Source organism: Mesorhizobium sp. YR577 (assembly GCF_900116595.1).
Classification (GTDB): Bacteria; Pseudomonadota; Alphaproteobacteria; order Rhizobiales; family Rhizobiaceae; genus Mesorhizobium_M.
On the sequence record NZ_FPBI01000015.1, the window covers coordinates 55,398 to 73,536 of the forward strand.

General features: G+C 61.2%; 17 protein-coding genes and 1 tRNA gene. 9 read left to right on the top strand and 9 right to left on the bottom strand.

The genetic code is table 11. The annotated features are described in order from the left end of the window. Positions 1-116 precede the first annotated feature (116 nt). Both BM413_RS21225 and BM413_RS21230 read left to right on the top strand, forming a co-directional pair. Positions 117-1,400, top strand: a complete 1,284-nt coding sequence (locus BM413_RS21225) for an O-acetylhomoserine aminocarboxypropyltransferase (protein ID WP_091916674.1) — start codon at positions 117-119, stop codon at positions 1,398-1,400. A gap of 224 nt (positions 1,401-1,624) precedes the next feature. Continuing rightward, positions 1,625-1,975, top strand: coding sequence for a cupin domain-containing protein (locus tag BM413_RS21230; protein WP_091916675.1), 351 nt, complete (start codon positions 1,625-1,627; stop codon positions 1,973-1,975). A 120-nt stretch (positions 1,976-2,095) separates the two neighbouring features. Here BM413_RS21230 and BM413_RS21240 read toward each other — a convergent pair whose 3' ends face one another. Together BM413_RS21240 and BM413_RS21245 are read right to left on the bottom strand one after the other, a co-directional pair. Next, a complete protein-coding gene (locus BM413_RS21240) occupies positions 2,096-3,346 on the bottom strand; it encodes a cytochrome P450 (RefSeq protein WP_091916676.1) in 1,251 nt (416 codons plus the stop codon). Continuing rightward, positions 3,343-3,690, bottom strand: a complete 348-nt coding sequence (locus BM413_RS21245; protein ID WP_091916677.1) for a barstar family protein — start codon at positions 3,688-3,690, stop codon at positions 3,343-3,345. The genes BM413_RS21240 and BM413_RS21245 overlap by 4 nt, the downstream gene beginning before the upstream one ends. Before the next feature lie 70 nt (positions 3,691-3,760). Here BM413_RS21245 and BM413_RS21250 point away from each other — a divergent pair, with 70 nt between their 5' ends. Further along, on the top strand, positions 3,761-4,864 hold the full coding sequence (locus BM413_RS21250) for an NAD(P)/FAD-dependent oxidoreductase (RefSeq protein WP_091916678.1): 1,104 nt from the start codon (positions 3,761-3,763) through the stop codon (positions 4,862-4,864). Positions 4,865-4,915: 51 nt separating this feature from the next. Here BM413_RS21250 and BM413_RS21255 read toward each other — a convergent pair whose 3' ends face one another. From BM413_RS21255 to phaC, 4 genes are all read right to left on the bottom strand, one after another. After that, positions 4,916-5,260, bottom strand: a complete 345-nt coding sequence (locus BM413_RS21255) for a hypothetical protein (protein ID WP_133304744.1) — start codon at positions 5,258-5,260, stop codon at positions 4,916-4,918. 175 nt (positions 5,261-5,435) lie between these two features. Then, positions 5,436-5,510, bottom strand: a tRNA-Glu gene (locus tag BM413_RS21260). 78 nt (positions 5,511-5,588) lie between these two features. After that, a complete protein-coding gene (locus BM413_RS21265) occupies positions 5,589-6,920 on the bottom strand; it encodes a YcbK family protein (RefSeq protein WP_244537951.1) in 1,332 nt (443 codons plus the stop codon). A 221-nt stretch (positions 6,921-7,141) separates the two neighbouring features. Continuing rightward, positions 7,142-8,974 carry a PHA/PHB synthase family protein gene (phaC, locus tag BM413_RS21270; RefSeq protein WP_091916683.1) on the bottom strand — a complete coding sequence of 611 codons (1,833 nt, stop codon included), beginning with the start codon at positions 8,972-8,974 and terminating at the stop codon, positions 7,142-7,144. Positions 8,975-9,081: 107 nt separating this feature from the next. Here phaC and BM413_RS21275 point away from each other — a divergent pair, with 107 nt between their 5' ends. From BM413_RS21275 to recJ, 5 genes are all read left to right on the top strand, one after another. Beyond that, positions 9,082-9,462 carry a hypothetical protein gene (locus BM413_RS21275; RefSeq protein WP_091916685.1) on the top strand — a complete coding sequence of 127 codons (381 nt, stop codon included), beginning with the start codon at positions 9,082-9,084 and terminating at the stop codon, positions 9,460-9,462. 69 nt (positions 9,463-9,531) lie between these two features. Next, complete coding sequence (locus tag BM413_RS21280) at positions 9,532-10,749, top strand: LL-diaminopimelate aminotransferase (RefSeq protein WP_091916687.1); 1,218 nt, start codon at positions 9,532-9,534, stop codon at positions 10,747-10,749. 50 nt (positions 10,750-10,799) lie between these two features. Further along, positions 10,800-12,113 carry a homoserine dehydrogenase gene (locus BM413_RS21285; protein ID WP_091916851.1) on the top strand — a complete coding sequence of 438 codons (1,314 nt, stop codon included), beginning with the start codon at positions 10,800-10,802 and terminating at the stop codon, positions 12,111-12,113. 296 nt (positions 12,114-12,409) lie between these two features. Then, entirely contained in the window at positions 12,410-13,387 is a 978-nt protein-coding gene (glpX, locus tag BM413_RS21290; RefSeq protein WP_091916689.1) for a class II fructose-bisphosphatase, read from the top strand. Between the two features lie 88 nt (positions 13,388-13,475). Beyond that, positions 13,476-15,260, top strand: a complete 1,785-nt coding sequence (recJ, locus tag BM413_RS21295; RefSeq protein ID WP_091916853.1) for a single-stranded-DNA-specific exonuclease RecJ — start codon at positions 13,476-13,478, stop codon at positions 15,258-15,260. Here recJ and BM413_RS21300 read toward each other — a convergent pair whose 3' ends face one another. The 3 genes from BM413_RS21300 to folE all read right to left on the bottom strand — a co-directional run bounded on the left by BM413_RS21300 (position 15,261) and on the right by folE (position 17,454). Continuing rightward, complete coding sequence (locus tag BM413_RS21300; RefSeq protein ID WP_091916691.1) at positions 15,261-16,232, bottom strand: patatin family protein; 972 nt, start codon at positions 16,230-16,232, stop codon at positions 15,261-15,263. A gap of 84 nt (positions 16,233-16,316) precedes the next feature. After that, the gene (hisI, locus tag BM413_RS21305; protein WP_091916693.1) at positions 16,317-16,772 is read right to left on the bottom strand and encodes a phosphoribosyl-AMP cyclohydrolase; all 456 of its coding nucleotides are present in this window, start codon (positions 16,770-16,772) and stop codon (positions 16,317-16,319) included. A 43-nt stretch (positions 16,773-16,815) separates the two neighbouring features. Further along, positions 16,816-17,454: a GTP cyclohydrolase I FolE gene (folE, locus tag BM413_RS21310; RefSeq protein WP_091916694.1), complete on the bottom strand. Its 639-nt coding sequence runs from the start codon at positions 17,452-17,454 to the stop codon at positions 16,816-16,818. Positions 17,455-17,690: 236 nt separating this feature from the next. Between folE and BM413_RS21315 the strand changes: the two genes are divergently transcribed. Then, the gene (locus BM413_RS21315) at positions 17,691-18,134 is read left to right on the top strand and encodes an iron-sulfur cluster assembly scaffold protein (RefSeq protein WP_091916696.1); all 444 of its coding nucleotides are present in this window, start codon (positions 17,691-17,693) and stop codon (positions 18,132-18,134) included. The last annotated feature ends 5 nt before the right edge of the window (positions 18,135-18,139 follow it).

Sequence of the window (18,139 nt, forward strand, 5' to 3'; positions counted from 1 at the left end):
TTTCGTGCCTTTGCGGCTCATCGCATATGCCGTTGAAGTATTTTGTTCTTTGCATTCGCGGCAGTGCTCCGCCAAGAATAGCAACGAATTTTCAGAAGAGCTTTTCGGAGGAAAAAATGTCCCAGCGGATTCCCGGTTTCAACACGCTAGCCGTTCATGCCGGCGCCAAGCCCGACCCAGCGACGGGCGCGCGCGCCACGCCGATCTACCAGACGACGGCCTATGTCTTCGACGATGTCGATCATGCCGCCTCGCTGTTCGGCCTGAAGGCGTTCGGCAACATCTACACCCGCATCATGAACCCGACGCAGGCCGTGTTGGAGGAGCGTGTGGCTGCCCTCGAGGGCGGAACGGCGGCGCTTGCGACCGCATCCGGCCACGCCGCGCAATTGTTGGTGTTCCACACCATCCTGCGCCCGGGCGAGAATTTCATCGCTGCGAGAAAGCTTTACGGCGGTTCGATCAACCAGTTCGGCCACGCCTTCAAGAATTTCGGCTGGGAAGTGCGCTGGGCCGACACGGACAACATCTCGACCTTCGAAAGCCAGATCGACGACAAAACGCGCGGCATCTTCATCGAGAGCCTGGCCAATCCGGGCGGCGAATTCGTCGACATAGAGGCAATCGGCAACATTGCCCGCAAGCACGGCCTGCCGCTGATCGTCGACAACACCATGGCAAGCCCTTATCTGCTGCGGCCGATCGAGCATGGCGCCGACATCGTGGTGCATTCGCTGACGAAATTCATCGGCGGCCATGGCAATTCCATGGGCGGCGCGATTGTCGATGGCGGCACCTTCGACTGGTCGAAATCCGGCAACTATCCGATGCTGTCGGAGCCGCGCCCCGAATATGGCGGCGTGGTGCTGCACGAAACCTTCGGCAACTTCGCCTTCGCCATCGCAGCGCGCGTGCTCGGCCTGCGCGATTTCGGGCCTTCGATCTCGCCCTTCAACGCATTCCTGATTCTGACTGGGCTGGAAACGCTGCCGCTGCGCATGCAGCGTCATTCCGACAATGCGCTCAAGGTCGCCGAATGGCTGTCGAAACACGACAAGATTGCGTGGGTGTCCTATCCCGGCTTGCCGAACGACAAGAACCACAAGCTGCAGCAGAAATATTCGCCACTCGGCGCCGGTTCGGTCTTCACCTTCGGCCTCAAGGGTGGTTATGCGGCGGGCGTGAAACTGGTCGAGGGGCTGGAGCTGTTCTCGCATCTCGCCAATATCGGCGACACGAAATCGCTGGTTATCCATCCCGCCTCGACGACGCACCGCCAGCTTTCCGACGAGCAGAAGATCGCTGCCGGTGCGGGGCCTGATGTGGTGCGGCTTTCGGTCGGCATCGAGGATGTCGCCGATATCATCGCCGATCTCGAACAGGGCCTGGCGAACGCTTGATTTGCCGGGGCTATTGGTGCGTCCTTCGAGGCTCGCTTCGCTCGCACCTCAGGATGAGGGAGGTTGTGCTGCGGCGATGAATGAAAATAGTCGATTTTATCGCGGCTCAAGGTTAGCCACGTTTCAGAATTTGAAAGGCTCGCGCCTGCCACCCTCGTTCTGAGGTGTGAAGCGAGCCTCGAAGGACGCACCGATAGATTTCGACCAACGATTTGAGGACCTCGATGGGAAGTCAAAAATTCCTGACGATCGACACGACCGGCATCGAGCCGGAGGAAGGCGCGCCCGCCGAGGGGCGTGTCATGTCCGGCGATCCCAAATTCCGCACATGGAATGCCGAGGAGGTCGAAGGCGGCCTCTATGCCGGCATATGGGAATCGACGCCCGGCAAATGGCGCATCGAATATGACGAGTGGGAGTTCTGCCACATCCTCTCCGGCGTCTCGGTTATCACCGAAGATGGCGGCGAGGCGCGTACGGTCAAGGCGGGCGACCGTTTTGTTCTGCGGCCCGGCTTTAGGGGAAGCTGGGAAGTGCTTGAGACGACACGCAAGGATTATGTGATCAAGGTGTAGGTGTCGCGCCTTCTTACCGGCTATACACATCCCTGCGATTGCCGACGCGGACAATCAGAATGCGCACGGTGCTGTCTTCGATGTGGGCGATTATCCGGTAGTCGCCCACACGACCGTACGTCAGAACCGCACCCGCAACGCTTCCAATCCGTGAAAATGATAAGTGTCGCGGAAGAGCGGCCCTTCAGCGAGCGCCAGACCTGGCAGCCTGTCGAACACCACCTTGAGCGAACTCTGCAGTTCCAGCCGGGCCAGCGGGGCGCCGATGCAGAAATGGATGCCGGCGCCGAAGGAGACGTTTTTCTGGTCGCCGCGGCCCGGCATGAATTTCTCCGGTTCGGTGAATGATGCGGGATCATGATTGGCCATGCCGAGCAACAGTCCGACTTGTTCGCCGGGCTTGACCGTCACGCCGTCGCTGAGCTCGATCTCGCCATAGGCATAGCGCGTGAACATGTGCAGGGGCGCGTCGAAGCGCAGGCATTCTTCCACCGCTGCGGCGGTCGCTTCCGCTGTGCCAAAGAACCGGCGTGGATCGCCGCCCTGCGCGAGTATGGTGCGCACGGCATTGCCGGTCTGGTGGACTGTCGCCTCGTGGCCGGCGTTGAGCAGCAGGATCGCCGAGGAAACCAGTTCGTCTTCCGACAGTTTCTGGCCGTCTTCCTGCGCCGAGATCAGCAGGCTGAGCAGATCTTCGCCAGGATTCTTGCGGCGCTCGGCCACGTAACTGCGCAGGAAATCGGAGAACGCGCGCGACGATGCGTTGGCCTTTTCCTCGGTCTCTCGCGTGCGGCCATGCATGTACATCGCCACCATGTCGTGCGACCAGTCGAGCAGTTGCGGTCCCATTTCCACCGGCACGCCGAGCATTTCGGCTATGATGGTGATGGGCAAGGGGGCTGCGAAAGCCGGCAGCAAATCCACTTCGCTTGCCGGTTCGAAGCGGTCGACCAGCTCGTTGGCCAGCGCTTCGACGCGCGGGCGCAGCCGCTCGACCTGCCGCGAGACAAAGGCACGGTTGACCAGCGTCCGCAGCCGCGTGTGAGCCGGCGGTTCGAGCTCGAGCATGGAATTGGCCTCGATCGCGTCGAAAGCCCTGAGATGGGTGCGGTCCCGATCGGTCCCGCGGCTGTCGGGAATGCCGGCCGGATTTTGGCGGCCGAAACGCCGGTCGCGTAGCAGCCGGCTGACGTCGTCATAACCGCCAAAGCACCAGAAGCCGAACTCCTCCCAGAAGAACGCGTTCGATGTGCCATGCAACCAGGCGTAGGCTTCGTAGGGATTCTGGACAAAACGCTGCTCGTGCGGGTCGAGCCGCAAGCGGCGGGTGGCAGGGTCGAAACTCAAATAGGAAGGTTGTGCAATCATCATATGTCTTTGTCGTCGAAGGCAAGAAAGAGTAGCGGTCTAGCGCCCATTTGGACGCGACGCCAGTTCACCAGCGCGGCGCATTCGACAACGTCGTCGAATTGTCGCGTTGCCCGCGCCTTCATGCCGCCGGCCTTGTCCAGCTTGACGAGAATTGCGCCGTCCGGTGGCACGGAAATCGACGTCATGCCCGCATCTGGATCGTCCAATGAACTCATGCAATCGATCCAGGCATCCATATTGTTCCCATACCAGGATGGAAATCCGAACGCCTCCGCGAAGGCGGCGTGAAAGCTTGCCTCGTCCGTAATCCGCGAGCAGTCGATGGTGACCGCGACGATGTCCATAAAATTCCTCCGATTGCGCGCCGCATGAGCTTGATGCCAAGATAGGTGTCACAATCGGGCAGGAAAAAGAATGAACATCATCGTCGTTGGCGCGGGCATCGCCGGCCTTTCCACCGCATGGGCGCTCACCAAGGCGGGACACCAGGTCACCATTGTCGAGCAAGGGGCGATTCCCAACCCGCTTGCTGCCTCGGGCGATCATCACCGCATCATCCGCCGCGCTTATGGTGCGTCGACCGGTTACGGGCGGCTGATAACCGAAGCCTATGAGGCCTGGGACGAACTTTGGGCGGATATCGGCGAAACGCATTACGATCCGCGCGGCTTCATGTGCGTCTCGCGCGAGCCGGGGGATGAGGCCGACGACTATCGCGAAGGGCTGGAGGCCGGTGGCTATCCGTTCGAAATGGTCGAGCCTGCGGATGCCGTTGTCCGCTGGCCTTTCCTTGAAGCGGGCAGCTTCAACTACGCCTTCTTTTCCCCGGAAGGCGGAGCGCTTCATTGCCGCAAGATCGCCGCCGGTCTCGTTCACTGGCTGAAGGCGAATGGCGCGAATGTCTATGAGAACAGCAAGGTCGTCGAAATCGATCAGGAAGCCGGAACGGTCACGCTCGAAACGGGCGAGACGATGCAGGGCGACCGCGTCATCGTCACCGCAGGCGCCTGGGTTCTAAAACTGTTCCCGGAACTCGGCTTCGAACTCACCACCTATCGCACCGCGGTCGTCTATCTCGATCCTCCGGCTGACCTGAAGGCCGCCTGGGAGGCAGCGCCGGTGATTCTGGATGTCGGCGGCAAGACCGACGGCTACATCATTCCGCCTTCGGGCGGAGCGGGGCTGAAATTCGGTTCGGGCCTGCACAAGGTCAAGACCAGCGACGCCAACTGGAACAGGCAGCCGGTGAAGGGTGAGGGGGAGGCTATACGCAACCTGTTCTCGCCGCCGATGACGCGCATAGAAGAATATGCGGTGAAGGAGGTGGTGACGTGCGCCTATACCTTCACCGCCGACGAACGCTTTCTGGCGCGCTCGCTCGGCAAATGCCTCGTGGTCTCGGCATGTTCAGGTCACGGCTACAAGTTCGGCGCTTCGGTGGGCCGCCGGGTGGCGTCCGCGGTGCAGGCCGACGATACCGAGAGCCTCATATCCTGGCTGCGCGCCGAGACGGTGTAACGCTGCGCGAGCAGTTGGATAAAGCGATGATGCAGCCTGATTCGTGCGTCGTCAGGCTCGTCCTTCCACACCGTAGCGGTGCAGCGGGTTTGTCATCGCCGTTGTCTGCGTGAGACCGAGAACCTTTCGAATGGTTTCGGGGCTTTCGCTGACGACCGTCTGGCCGACGACATGAGTGATGATCGTGCCCGGACCATGTTCTTTCATGGAAACCAGATGGGTGGTGTTGAAAAAGATCTGCTTGCCGTCAAAATCGGTGAGTGCAATCCACATGTTGAGCCCCTGCAAAGCGCGAAACATCTCGCGTGCCAAGAACCCAGGCCGGATGAACTGCCTCACGCCATTTGCGGCTTCAATGAGACCCACGTACATCTGAGGAATTGAAGTCTTGCGCAAACGGCTTTGATTTGCAACCGCGAACTAATTTATGTTTGCCAGAAGGTTACCAACGGTTGCGCGAGCGCAATGGTTCGATGCCCGAATCCAGACTGACGCGATTTGCAAGGCAAACGTCTTTCCCATGCCGAGCCAGCCGGTGAACAAATGCTCGAATTGTCCAAGGAAAAGAAGGTGGTACGCCCAAGGGGAATCGAACCCCTGTTACCGCCGTGAAAGGGCGGTGTCCTAACCGCTAGACGATGGGCGCGGAAGACGAAGCGGGTTATAGTCAGCTTGTTTGCTATGGGCAACCCGTCAAAAGCCCGTTTTACAAACTTTTTTTATCTCACCTGCGGCGGCGGCAACGCCAGTTCCAATCGCGCTCCGGACCGACGTCGATATGCACCGATTCCGTGTGGCAATAGGTGCCGACGCCACCGCGACCGGGCATCGAGCGGACGTAATTGGCCAGTTCCCACTTGCCGACGCCGGGGATCTGAATGTCGGCGGCCGCGCAATACATATGCAGCGAATTCTTGGCGCCGCGCGCCTGGCGGTTGCGGCTCGGGCTGCGGTAGCCCGAGGTGACGATCATCTTCTTGCCGTAGTGCTGTTCGACCACCTTCAGGACACGGACCAGCGAAGGCTTCAGGCAGGCAACATCGACGTTCTCAGTCTGCTTGAGAAGGCCATTGGGGGCAAGGCGCGCCAAACCGGCGGCAGACGCTACCTGGATCGGCTCGTCGTCTTCCTCGTGCAGATCGACATCGCTGTCGTCGTCGATGCCTGATTTGCGCTTGATTTCGAAAAGGGCGGTCTGGCGCACGCCGGGCAGGGCGTTTTCGCTGCTGTCGGAGGCAGAATTTCCGCCGCTGAGCGAGGCGAGCGCAAGCGGCTTTGCAGCGGAATCAGCGGAAGCCAGCTGAATGATCGGCTTGGCTTTTTCTTCCGCTACCGGTGCCGGAACGGCCGCAGCTGCCGCTTCCTTGGCTGCAGTAGGTGACTGTTTCGGCTGCGCAATGACGGGTTTGGATGTCGCGGAAGCGGACGATGCACCGAAGAATGAGGCAAGGAAGCCTTTTTTCTTCGTCGCGGCCTGTTCGGCCTGAGGAGCTTCGCCGGCGGTCACATAGACCGGATTGTTCATTTCAGTGGCGGCACTTGCCACTTGCGCCGGTTTTGCCGCTACGGGACCTTCGCCGTTGCGTCCCGTCGATACGGGAGCCTGAACCACTTTTGCCTGTTCAACAGGCTCGGCGGGCGCAGATGCCGGCGCGGGTTCAGCAGGGGCGGCGGCAGCTGCGGTTTGCGTCGATGCTTCTGCATTCACCGCGGCTTGCGATTGCAGCGCGGGATTTTCGGTGACGGGCTTGGCGGCCGGCAGATAGGCGACTTCGGCAGGCAATGCCGTGTCGCCTTCTTCCATGACTGTCGTCACGGCCGGGCTGCCGGCGTCTGTCTGCTGAGAGGTGGTAACGGAACTGGTCTGCAGGCTCGAACCACCCGTGGCGGCCTCGGCTGCCTGAGCCGGTGCGGTTCCGGGTGCGTTGAAGCCGGGAGAGCCGAGTTCGAGGCTTGGGTCGGTGGTTGACGTGCAGGACGCCAGCAGAACGGAGAACAGCGCTGCCACAACGGCACGGCTCCCCCCTTTCGCAAAGCGCGACCTTGCTACAGTCAAGCCCGTCCCCTTCTGCCTTCTCAGCCGCGCCTTTTCAGGAAGCGGCACTCAAAAAATCAAAACCGAAACGATTCTGCCTCCACCGGCCTGCCTGAACCTTGCGATCTGACGAACTGTCCGCTGAAGCGGAATCGAATTCGAAAAATGGCCGGATCAAGTTTGCCGGGCCACCATTTCGCCCGCTTTGACCAAGAGGTCAACTCACCGCACATTACAGTGTGTTACACACGCACCTTCACATAGCTGCCCGGTGCATCGCCGAGAGTCTTTGTGTGTTCGCCGGGTATTCTTGCCGGCACCTGTGCAGGGTTTTTCTCGGCGACCCAGTTTTGCCAATGCGGCCACCAGGATCCCTGGTTTTCCTTGGCTTTCTCGATCCACTGGTCGAATTTTCCCGTTGGTTTACCGCCGGTCCAGTATTGGTATTTGTTGGCCGCAGGCGGGTTGACCACGCCGGCGATATGGCCCGATCCGGCCATCACATACTCCACCGGTCCGCTGAAATATTGACAGCCGAGAAAGACCGAAAGTGCGGGTGCGATGTGATCTTCGCGCGACGCGAGATTGTAGACGGGAATCGTTATGTCGCCCAGCGAGATGGTGCGGCCGGCGAGTTCCGTGCGGCCCTGCGAGAGATTGTTTTCGAGATAGCAGTTGCGCAGGTAGAACGAATGGTTGGCGGCAGCCATGCGGGTCGAATCGGCGTTCCAGTAGAGCAGGTCGAAGGGCAGGGGATCCTTGCCGCGCATGTAATTGTTGACGACATATGGCCAGATCAGGTCACCGGAGCGCAGCATGTTGAATGCCGTCGCCATCTTGGTTCCGTCGAGATAGCCCTTGCCGTTCATCGAGCGCTCGAGCGCGGCGATCTGGTCTTCGTCGACGAACACCTTCAGGTCGCCGGCGAATGTGAAATCGACCTGGGTGGTGAAGAAGGTGACCGACTGGATTCGGTTGTCGCCCTCTTGCGCGAGCAGTGCGAGCGCCGCAGCCAACAGCGTTCCGCCGACGCAGTAGCCGATCGCATTGACCTCTTTTTCGCCCGTCGCAGCTTCTATCGTATCGAGCCCATATTGCAGGCCTTCGCGAATATAGGCTTCCCAACCTTTCAGGCCGTGGCGTTCGTCCGGGTTGATCCAGGAGATGACGAAGACGGTGTGGCCCTGCTCGACGGCCCAGCGGATGAAGGATTTCTGCGGGTTGAGGTCGAGTATGTAGAATTTGTTGATCCATGGCGGGCAGATCAGCAGAGGCCGTTTCAGAACCTTTTCGGTTGCCGGTTCATACTGGATGATTTCCGCGACGTCGCTGCGTCCGACGACCTTGCCCGGCGTCATCGCCATGTTGCGGCCGATCTCGAACTGCGAGTAATCGGCCTGCCGAAGCTTCAGATCGCCCTTGCCGGCAACGATATCCTCGGCCAGCATCTTCATGCCGCGCACGAGGTTTTCGCCGTTGCTCATCACCGTTTCGCGGAAAAGCTCCGGATTGGTGAGGATGAAGTTCGAGGGCGAGATCGCGTTGGAAACCTGCTTTACGTAGAAGCTGGCCTTGTGGCGGGTGTGCTCGTCCAGCCCGTCGGCGTGTTCGACAAGATCATTCGCCCAGCGCGATGTGACGAGATAGGTCTGCTTGAGAAAGTCGAAGAAGGCGTTCTTGGCCCATTCCGGGTCCTGGAAGCGTTTGTCGCCCTTTTCCGGCTTGATGCCTTCCTCGGCACGTTCCCCGGCGCCGGCGCGCTGGATCGCGTTCGACCAGACGTTCATGTAACCGGAAAAGAGACGCGTCTGGGCTTCAAGCGCGCGCGACGGGTCGGAAAGCCAGTATTCGGTGAGCTTGGAGAAGGTCTTGACCATGTCGGCCATCGGCTCAGCCACGCTGTCGCGAATCTCGCCCTTTTCGCGCGGCTCGGCCCATGCCGAGGCAGCCTTGCCCGCCTGCTCGACCATCCGGGCGAGGTTCAGCGCGAAACGCTCCGGGTCCTTGACGAGATATTGCTCGACGGAGGGTGTCGGATCGGCGTCTGTCTTGCCAGAATCGGCTGTCTTCGACATGGTTCGGGCACATCCTCCAAGGCGTATTCTTGACATGTTATCATGGGACGTCGAAAGAGGTCCAACAACGACCCTTCTTCGTGTAATAGGGTCGCAGAGGAAATAATATGACAGAGCTTGATCGCGGCGGCATTTTTTCCAGGTTGCGGGTGGTGCTTGCGGGCGCCGGCATCGCGCTGGCGGCATTGCAGTTGTCGGCCTGCACCAGCATCGACGAGGGCGTTCCGGTATCGACGGCAAAGCCTTCTGGCCTTTCCTCCGGTCAGGCCAACGACACCGGCACATTTCCAAACCTGAACATTCCGCCGAAAGTCGCGAACCAGCAATTCACGGCGGACCAGAAGACGGCGAAGCTTTCCGAGCTGAAGTCGGCGCAAGGGTCGCAGGCAGCCGCCGGCACGGGCAGCGTGCCCAACGACCAGCCTCGATTGAAGAAGATCGCCGCCACGCACGCACAGGAAACCCTGGCCGAGATCGAAGGCAACTGATACCTCGACCCGCCCTGTGATTGGGTATATACGCGCGTCACGTTTGATGGCCACTTTGCTGGATTTGTCATGGAAGAGTTTCACAAGATTCGCCGGCTTCCGCCTTATGTCTTCGAGCAGGTCAACCGGCTGAAGGCCAGCGCCCGTTCGCGCGGCGCCGATATCATCGATCTCGGCATGGGCAATCCCGACCTGCCCACCCCGACCGCAATTGTCGACAAGCTGTGCGAAGTGGTGCGCGACCCGCGCACCCACCGCTATTCTTCCTCGCGCGGCATTCCGGGCCTGCGCCGCGCTCAGGCTAATTATTATGCCCGCCGTTTCGGCGTGAAGCTGAATGCGGACACTCAGGTCGTTGCCACGCTCGGTTCCAAGGAAGGCTTCGCCAATATGGCGCAGGCGATTACAGCACCTGGCGATGTCGTGCTGTGCCCGGACCCGACCTATCCGATCCATGCCTTCGGCTTCATCATGTCGGGCGGCGTCATCCGCTCGCTGCAGGCAAAGCCGGACGACAGCTTTATCCCGGCGCTCGAGCGCGGTGTGCGCCATTCGATCCCGAAGCCGCTGGCGTTGATCCTCAATTATCCGTCGAACCCGACGGCCCATGTCGCCACGCTGGACTTCTACAAGGACGTGGTGGCCTTCGCGAAGAAGAACGACATCATCATCCTGTCGGACCTGGCCTATTCCGAGATCTACTTCGACGGCAATCCGCCGCCGTCAGTCCTGCAGGTGCCGGGCGCGATCGACGTCACCGTCGAGTTCACGTCCATGTCGAAGACATTCTCGATGCCGGGCTGGCGCATGGGCTTTGCCGTCGGCAATGAGCGGTTGATCTCGGCGCTGACGCGCGTCAAATCCTATCTCGACTACGGCGCCTTCACGCCCATCCAGGTCGCGGCAACCTCCGCCCTCAATGGCGACGGTGCCGACATCGCCGAAGTGCGCGAGGTCTATCACAAGCGCCGCGACGTTATGGTCGATGCCTTTGGCCGCGCCGGCTGGGAAATCCCGGCGCCGGCTGCGACGATGTTTGCCTGGGCGCCGATCCCCGAGCAATTCAAGCAGCTCGGTTCGCTCGAGTTCTCCAAGCTGCTCATCGAGCATGCCGACGTGGCGGTAGCGCCGGGTGTCGGCTTCGGCGAGCATGGCGACGACTATGTGCGCCTTGCACTGGTCGAAAACGAGCATCGCATTCGTCAGGCCGCCCGTAACATCAAGCGCTTTCTGGCGACGACCGCCAAGCAGCCCAACAATGTGGTACCGCTGTCGGCGCATCGCTGAGCCGTCGCTGCCAACCATCCAGAATGACCGAGAAGAGGGGCGCTGCCATCATGGCCGAAGCTTTGCGTATTGGAATAGCCGGGCTCGGCACGGTCGGCGCATCTGTCGTGCGTGTTCTGTCGGAGAAGGCTTCCGAACTCACCCGCCAGTGCGGACGCCAGCTGGTGGTGACCGCAGTTTCCGCGCGTGATCGTTCGCGCAACCGGGGTGTCGATGTTGCAGCCGCCAAATGGTTCGATGATCCGGTGGAACTGGCCAAGAGCGCCGATATCGACGTCTTCGTCGAGCTGATCGGCGGTGACGAGGGACCGGCGCGCGCCTGCGTCAAGGCAGCACTCGAAGCCGGGAAGCACGTCGTGACCGCCAACAAGGCGCTGCTTGCCAAGCATGGCGTCTCATTGGCCGAGATCGCCGAGAAGAAGGGCGTTCTGCTGAACTACGAAGCGGCGGTCGCCGGCGGTATCCCGATCATCAAGACCATGCGCGAGGCGATGGCCGGCAACAGCGTGACGCGCGTGTTCGGCATCCTCAACGGCACCTGCAACTACATCCTGACGCGCATGGAGGCCGAGGGCCTGTCCTTCGAAGACTGTCTGAAGGATGCGCAGCGCCTCGGCTATGCCGAAGCCGATCCAACCTTCGACATCGAGGGCAACGACACTGCGCACAAGCTGTCGATCCTGACCAGCCTGGCCTTCGGCTGCAAGATTTCCGCCGATGACATCTACATGGAAGGCATCAGCAACATTTCGCAGGCCGATATCCGCGCAGCCGGTGAACTCGGGTACCGCATCAAGCTTCTCGGCGTTGCCCAGCAGACGGATAGTGGCATCGAGCAACGCGTGCACCCGACCATGGTGCCGACCGCTTCGGTGATCGCGCAGGTTCATGGCGTGACCAATGCCGTTGCCGTCGAGACTGACATATTGGGCGAGCTTCTGCTGTCCGGCCCCGGTGCGGGTGGCAACGCCACGGCATCGGCCGTGATCGGCGACATAGCTGACATCGCCAAGAGCCGCCCTGGCTTCCAGCACGGCCCGGTCTTCGGCCGTCCGGCCAAGGAGTTGAAACCCTACAAACGCGCCAAGATGCGCGCGCATGAGGGCGGCTATTTCATTCGCCTCACCGTGCATGACCGCGTCGGCGTGTTTGCCGCCGTCGCCAAACGCATGGCCGACAACGACATTTCGCTCGAATCGATTGTCCAGCACGCGGTCGGCACCGAAGAAAATGCGTCGAAGACGGTTATCCTCGTCACCCACGAGACGACGGAAGCCGCCGTTCGCAAGGCCGTCGATGGCATCACCAAGGACGGTCACCTGACCGACAAGCCGCAGGTGATCCGCATCGAGCGGGCCGGCTAAGAGCCTGCCCGCTAACTCTACTCTGCCGGCCGACTGACGCAGTCTTCTGCGCTTCCGGTGCTCACGGACCAGAACGTCCGCTCCGCTCCGGTTCTCGAAAACCACGCCATTCGACTCGGCAGAGCGAGTTATCAGACAGGCTCTGCATTGCTTCCACTTAGCTTAATCGATTGATGTTTCCCCGTTCGGCAAGAACGGCGCCGACAGGTCTTGCCCTTGTCATTTCACTTTGACACAAGGGTCCGGCTGCCCGGTCCCGGGCGTATCAAGATCAAGAACACGGGAATACTCAAACTATGGCGAAAAGCGTTGTCGCCGGTCTCGACCGGATCCTCACCATGGAACTCGTCCGCGTAACGGAGCGCGCCGCGGTAGCGGCTGCACGGCTTCGGGGCAGGGGTGATGAAAAGGCCGCCGACCAGGTTGCGGTCGACGCCATGCGCGCCGAATTGAACCGCCTTGCGATCAAGGGCACCGTCGTCATCGGCGAAGGTGAGCGCGACGAAGCCCCGATGCTCTATATCGGCGAGGAAGTTGGTTCAGGCGACGGCCCGGAAGTCGATATCGCGCTCGATCCGCTGGAAGGCACGACAATCTGCGCCAAGAACCTGCCAAATGCGTTGGCCGTCATCGCCATTGCCGAAAAGGGCAGCCTGCTGTTTGCGCCTGACGTCTATATGGACAAGATCGCCGTCGGCCCCGGCTATCCTGAGGGCGTTATCGATATCGACGCGACGCCCGAGGAAAACATCAAGAGCGTGGCCAAGGCCAAGGGCGTTCCGATTTCGGAAGTCACCGCCTGCATTCTCGACCGTCCGCGCCATGCCAAGTTGATCGAAGCGGTGCGTAACACCGGTGCTGCCATCCGCCTGATCGGCGACGGCGACGTTGCCGGCGTCATCCACACCACCGACCCGGACGAGACCGGCATCGATATCTATCTCGGCACCGGAGGCGCACCGGAAGGCGTTCTCGCTGCCGCGGCACTTCGGTGCACCGGCGGCCAGATGCTGGGCCGTCTTATCCTCGATACACCGGAAAAGGTGGCGCGCGCTGCCAAGATGGGCATTTCGGACCCCGAAAAAGTCTATCGCATCGAGGAAATGGCGCGCGGCGACGTGCTTTTCGCTGCCACCGGCGTGACTGATGGCAACATGCTTGCCGGCGTGAAATTCGGCCGCAATTCGATCACCACCGACACGATCGTGCTCCGGTCCTCGTCGAAGACCGTGCGTGAGATCAAGGCGCGCCATCAGGATCTCGATAAATTCTGAGGACTGTTGGCCGACTTACCCTTGCTGAGCTTGGTTTTCGCGGGCGATCGCCTATCGTGCATCGATGGACGATAGGTCGATCGCGGGCATGACTGCGCAAAGGCGCTACTTTCTGGGCGTCAAGCGCTCCGCGACCGGGCTTGCCTGGGAGCATCGGCTGAGCGAGCGCCAGGAGATGGCAGCACTTGCCATCGCGCAAGGTCACGGCGTGCCCGACATCGTGGCGCGGGTGCTCGCCGGGCGTGGCGTTCTTGCCGAGGATACCGAGCGCTTTCTCGACCCGACCATCCGCGATCTTCTGCCCGATCCAGCCTCGCTGACGGACATGGAAGCGGCGGCCGAACGCATCGCCGCCGCCGTCGTGCGGCGTGAGAAGGTAGCGATCTTCGGCGACTACGATGTCGATGGGGCTGCATCCTCGGCGCTTCTGAAGCGATTTCTTGCCCATTACGGCATCGAGGCCGAAATCTACATTCCCGACAGGATTTTCGAGGGTTACGGCCCGAATCCTGAGGCGATGCGCGAACTCGTGTCGCGTGGTGCACGGCTGATCGTCACCGTCGATTGCGGCACCAACAGTGCGGCCTCCATCGATGCCGCGCGCGAGGCCGGCGCCGATGTCGTCGTCCTCGATCACCATCAGGTCGGCGGGCCGTTGCCGGTGGCGAGCGCCATCGTCAATCCGAACCGCGACGACGATCTTTCCGGACAGGGACATCTCTGCGCGGCGGGCGTGGTGTTTCTGGCGCTTGTCCAGACGGCAAAGGTATTGCGCGGGAGGAATCTCGACACTCCTCCGCCCGATCTTCTTTCGATGCTCGATCTGGTGGCGCTGGCGACCGTCTGCGATGTGGTGCCGCTGACCGGGGTGAACCGCGCTTTCGTGGTGAAAGGACTGCTCGCCATCCGCCAGCAGAAGAACGTCGGAATCGCAGCGCTGGCGCGCGTTTCGCGCATCGGCGAGCCGATCGGCACCTTCCATCTGGCCTTCCTGATCGGCCCGCGCATCAATGCCGGCGGGCGCATCGGCGACGCCGCACTCGGCAGCAGGCTTCTGGCGACGGATGATCCGGTCGAGGCGGGAACGATCGCCGAAACGCTGGACCGGCTGAACCAGGAACGGCAGGCGATGGAGCAGGATATGCTCGCCGAGGCCCGCGCCGAGGCCGATGCCGAACTCGCCGGTGGCACCGGCCCTGCGGTGATCGTGACGGCCGGGCCGAAATGGCATCCCGGCATCGTCGGGCTGCTTGCCTCGCGCTTGAAGGATCATGCGCGCCGTCCGGCCTTTGCCATCGCCTTCAATCCCAACGGTGTGGGCACGGGCTCGGGACGCTCGGTCTCGGGCTTCGATCTGGGAAAACTGGTGCGTGAGGCGGCCGAGCGCGGGCTTATCGTCAAAGGTGGTGGTCACGCCATGGCGGCGGGCATCACCGTCGAGCGCGAAAAGCTCGGCGCACTGCGTGCGTTTTTCGAGGAGCGCGCCGCAGCGGACGTATTTCGCCTGCAAGGCGAGGAAAGCCTGGCAATCGACGCTGCACTTGCAGCCGACGGAGCAACGACCGCGCTGCTCGATACGCTGGAAAGAGCGGGACCGTTCGGTGCCGGCCATGTCGCGCCGGTCTTCGTGCTGCCGCGCCACAAGATCGTCGATGCGCGGCTTGTCGGGTCATCGCATATCAGGGTCGATCTTCGCTCGGATGGCGGCGGGCGCATACAGGCGATAGCGTTTCGTGCTCTCGATACGGTTCTGGGAGATTTTCTGTTCAAGAGCCGCGGCGGGACGGTGCATGTCGCGGGCTCGCTGTCCTCGAACTACTGGAACGGCAACAGGACCGCGCAATTTCGCATCATCGATGCAGCGCCGGCCTGATTACACCAGTACGGTCTGCAGCCGCTCGAGCTCTGTGATATGCGCCTTGGTTGCCTCATAGCCGAGGCGGATCGCTTCGTCGGCGCGGTGGAACTCCGACAGGCCGATATGGCCGAGCTTGGGCTGGATCGACATATCCGGCGGGTCGCCGGCGAGTCTCGCCCGCGAGATGCGGTCCTGGATGATGTTGAAGGCCTCGACCATGACACCAGTGATGCCGAGACGGGTTTCTTTTGCGCGCGCGTCGGCATTTTTCCGGCCGGCGGCGGGCACGTCTTTTTCGATCACCAATTCGCCGGCGTTGTGCTTGATCACGGCTGCACGGCCGTAAAGGTCGTAGTGCAGATTGACCGCGACGACGAGCGGCTGCTCATAGGCGCGGCAGACGGAAACCGGAACCGGATTGACCAGCGCGCCATCGACGAGGATGCGCTTGTTGGCGACCACCGGCTCGAACACGCCCGGGAGCGCATAGGAAGCGCGCATGGCCGTGATGAGCGAGCCGTTCGACAGCCAGATTTCGTGGCCGGTGCTGATTTCAGCAGCAACGCAGACGAAAGGCTTCGGCAAATCCTCGAAGCGCAGGCCGGACATATGTTCCTGCATGCGCGCAGTCAGCTTCATGCCGCCGAACAACCCGCTGCCGCCAAGATGAAGGTCGAGCAGGCCGAAGAAGCGGCGCCTGGTCAGGCTGCGCGCGAAATCTTCCAGTTCGTCGAGTTTGCCGGCGAGATAACAGCCGCCGACGAGTGCGCCGATCGAGGTGCCGGCGATCATGTCGATCTCGATGCCGGCCTCGTCGAGTGCCCTCAGTACGCCGATATGCGCCCAGCCGCGGGCTGCGCCGCCGCCAAGCGCCAGCGAGATGCCGGATTTCTTCTGGGGCTGCGGTTCCTGTATGCCGCCGGACGAAGCGGGGCCATTGGCTTCCCGCACATCGGCTCTATTGCGTAGTGACGCCCACTCGAGCATCGAAATCTCCCATGTCCCACCCCGATGATAGGCATGGGCCGTATCGAAAAGGTGAATCTATGCGACGGTTCAAGTTTAAGCGGTTCACTTGGCGTCTGGATATGTCTTTTTAACGTCGAACAGCGGCCTGCTGCCATCATCACTTAGGATGGCAACTCCGTCTTTTGCAGTCACCGTCCTGTAAAAACACGAACGCCGGCCGGTATGACAGGTTGCATCGTGGCCCAACACATTTACGCGAAGCCACACTGCATCCTGATCACAATCTGTGCGGATCTCGGCGACGTGCTGCATGTTTCCGGAGGTTTCGCCCTTCTTCCAGAGCGCGTTGCGCGAACGTGACCAGTAATGCGCGATGCCTGTCTCCAGTGTCAGGGAGAGCGCTTCGGCATTCATATGCGCGACCATGAGCAGCATGCCGTCTCGGGCATCCGTCACCACGGCGGTCACGAGGCCGTTGGCATCGAAGCGCGGCGCGAAGGATTTGCCTTCCTCCAGCGTCTTCTTGTCCGATGTAGCGTCAAATGCGATGGGGGCCATTGCCGGCTCCTTTTTCGCGGACCCGGCAATCACCTGATTTTGATCAGGAGGAACTGCCGTTCCGCACCATTGTCACGAACCGGACCTGCTCTTCGGGACTGTCCTTGAAAGCGCCGGTAAAGGTCGAGGTGAGGGTGGTGGAACCCTGCTTGCGAATGCCGCGCATGGCCATGCACATATGCTCGGCTTCGATCATGACGGCAACGCCGCGCGGGTTTAGCACCTCCTGGATGACGCCGGCAATCTGCGCCGTCATCGCTTCCTGCGTCTGCAGGCGATGAGCGAAGATATCGACGACGCGGGCGATCTTGGACAGGCCAACCACCTTGCCATCCGGCAGATAGCCGACATGGGCCTTGCCGATGATCGGCACCATGTGGTGCTCGCAATGCGAATGGAACTGGATGTCCTTGACCAGGACGAGATCGTCATAGCCGGCTACTTCCTCGAAAGTGCGGCCGAGCTCTTCCGCCGGGCACATGTCATAGCCGTTGAACATCTCGCGATACGCCTTGGCGACGCGCTTAGGCGTGTCCTTAAGACCCTCGCGGTCCGGATTGTCGCCGGTCCAGCGCAGAAGCGTGAGCACTGCGGCTTCGACCTCGGCCTGAGACGGCCTGTTGGTCTCCGGCTTGTCGAGATATTCTGATTTCGGCATCAATTTCTTGATCACGGCGTCCATGAAGGATGTCTCCCGTAGCCCCTCTCACAGGAGGGACGAGTTGAACGGACCACAGCCTTTTTGCGGGAGTTCGGAAATTCCGGCCCGAAAGCGGCGTGACTTGAGTTCCGTAGGTTCAGCATTGTTGGTCGCCTTGCCGTTAGCGGAACACCAGCATTATATAAGGGCTTGCCGGGCGATTGGAAGATGTACAAACGGCAAAGGCTGTCTGCGAAACGGCGACGGATTGGAAAACAATGATTGACGATGTCTACAATGCGAAAATTCTCGGCTTCGCCGGAAATATCGCCCGCATCGGCCGGCTCGATCATCCAGACGCCACCGCGACCGCTCATTCCAAGCTTTGCGGCTCGACCGTTACCATCGACCTCAAGATGGAAAACGGCATCGTTACCGACTTCGCCCATGACGTGAAGGCCTGTGCACTCGGCCAGGCATCGTCCTCGATCATGGCGCGCCATGTCGTCGGCGCTACTGCCGAGGAACTGCGCCAAGTGCGCGAGACCATGCGCAAGATGCTGAAGGAAAACGGCGCGTCGCCTGAGGGTCGTTTCGACGAACTGAAATATCTCGAGCCGGTGCGCGACTACAAGGCCCGCCATGCCTCGACCATGCTGACCTTCGACGCGGTTGTCGACGCCATCGGCCAGATCGAGAAGAAACACGCCGACGCGGCCTGATCGGG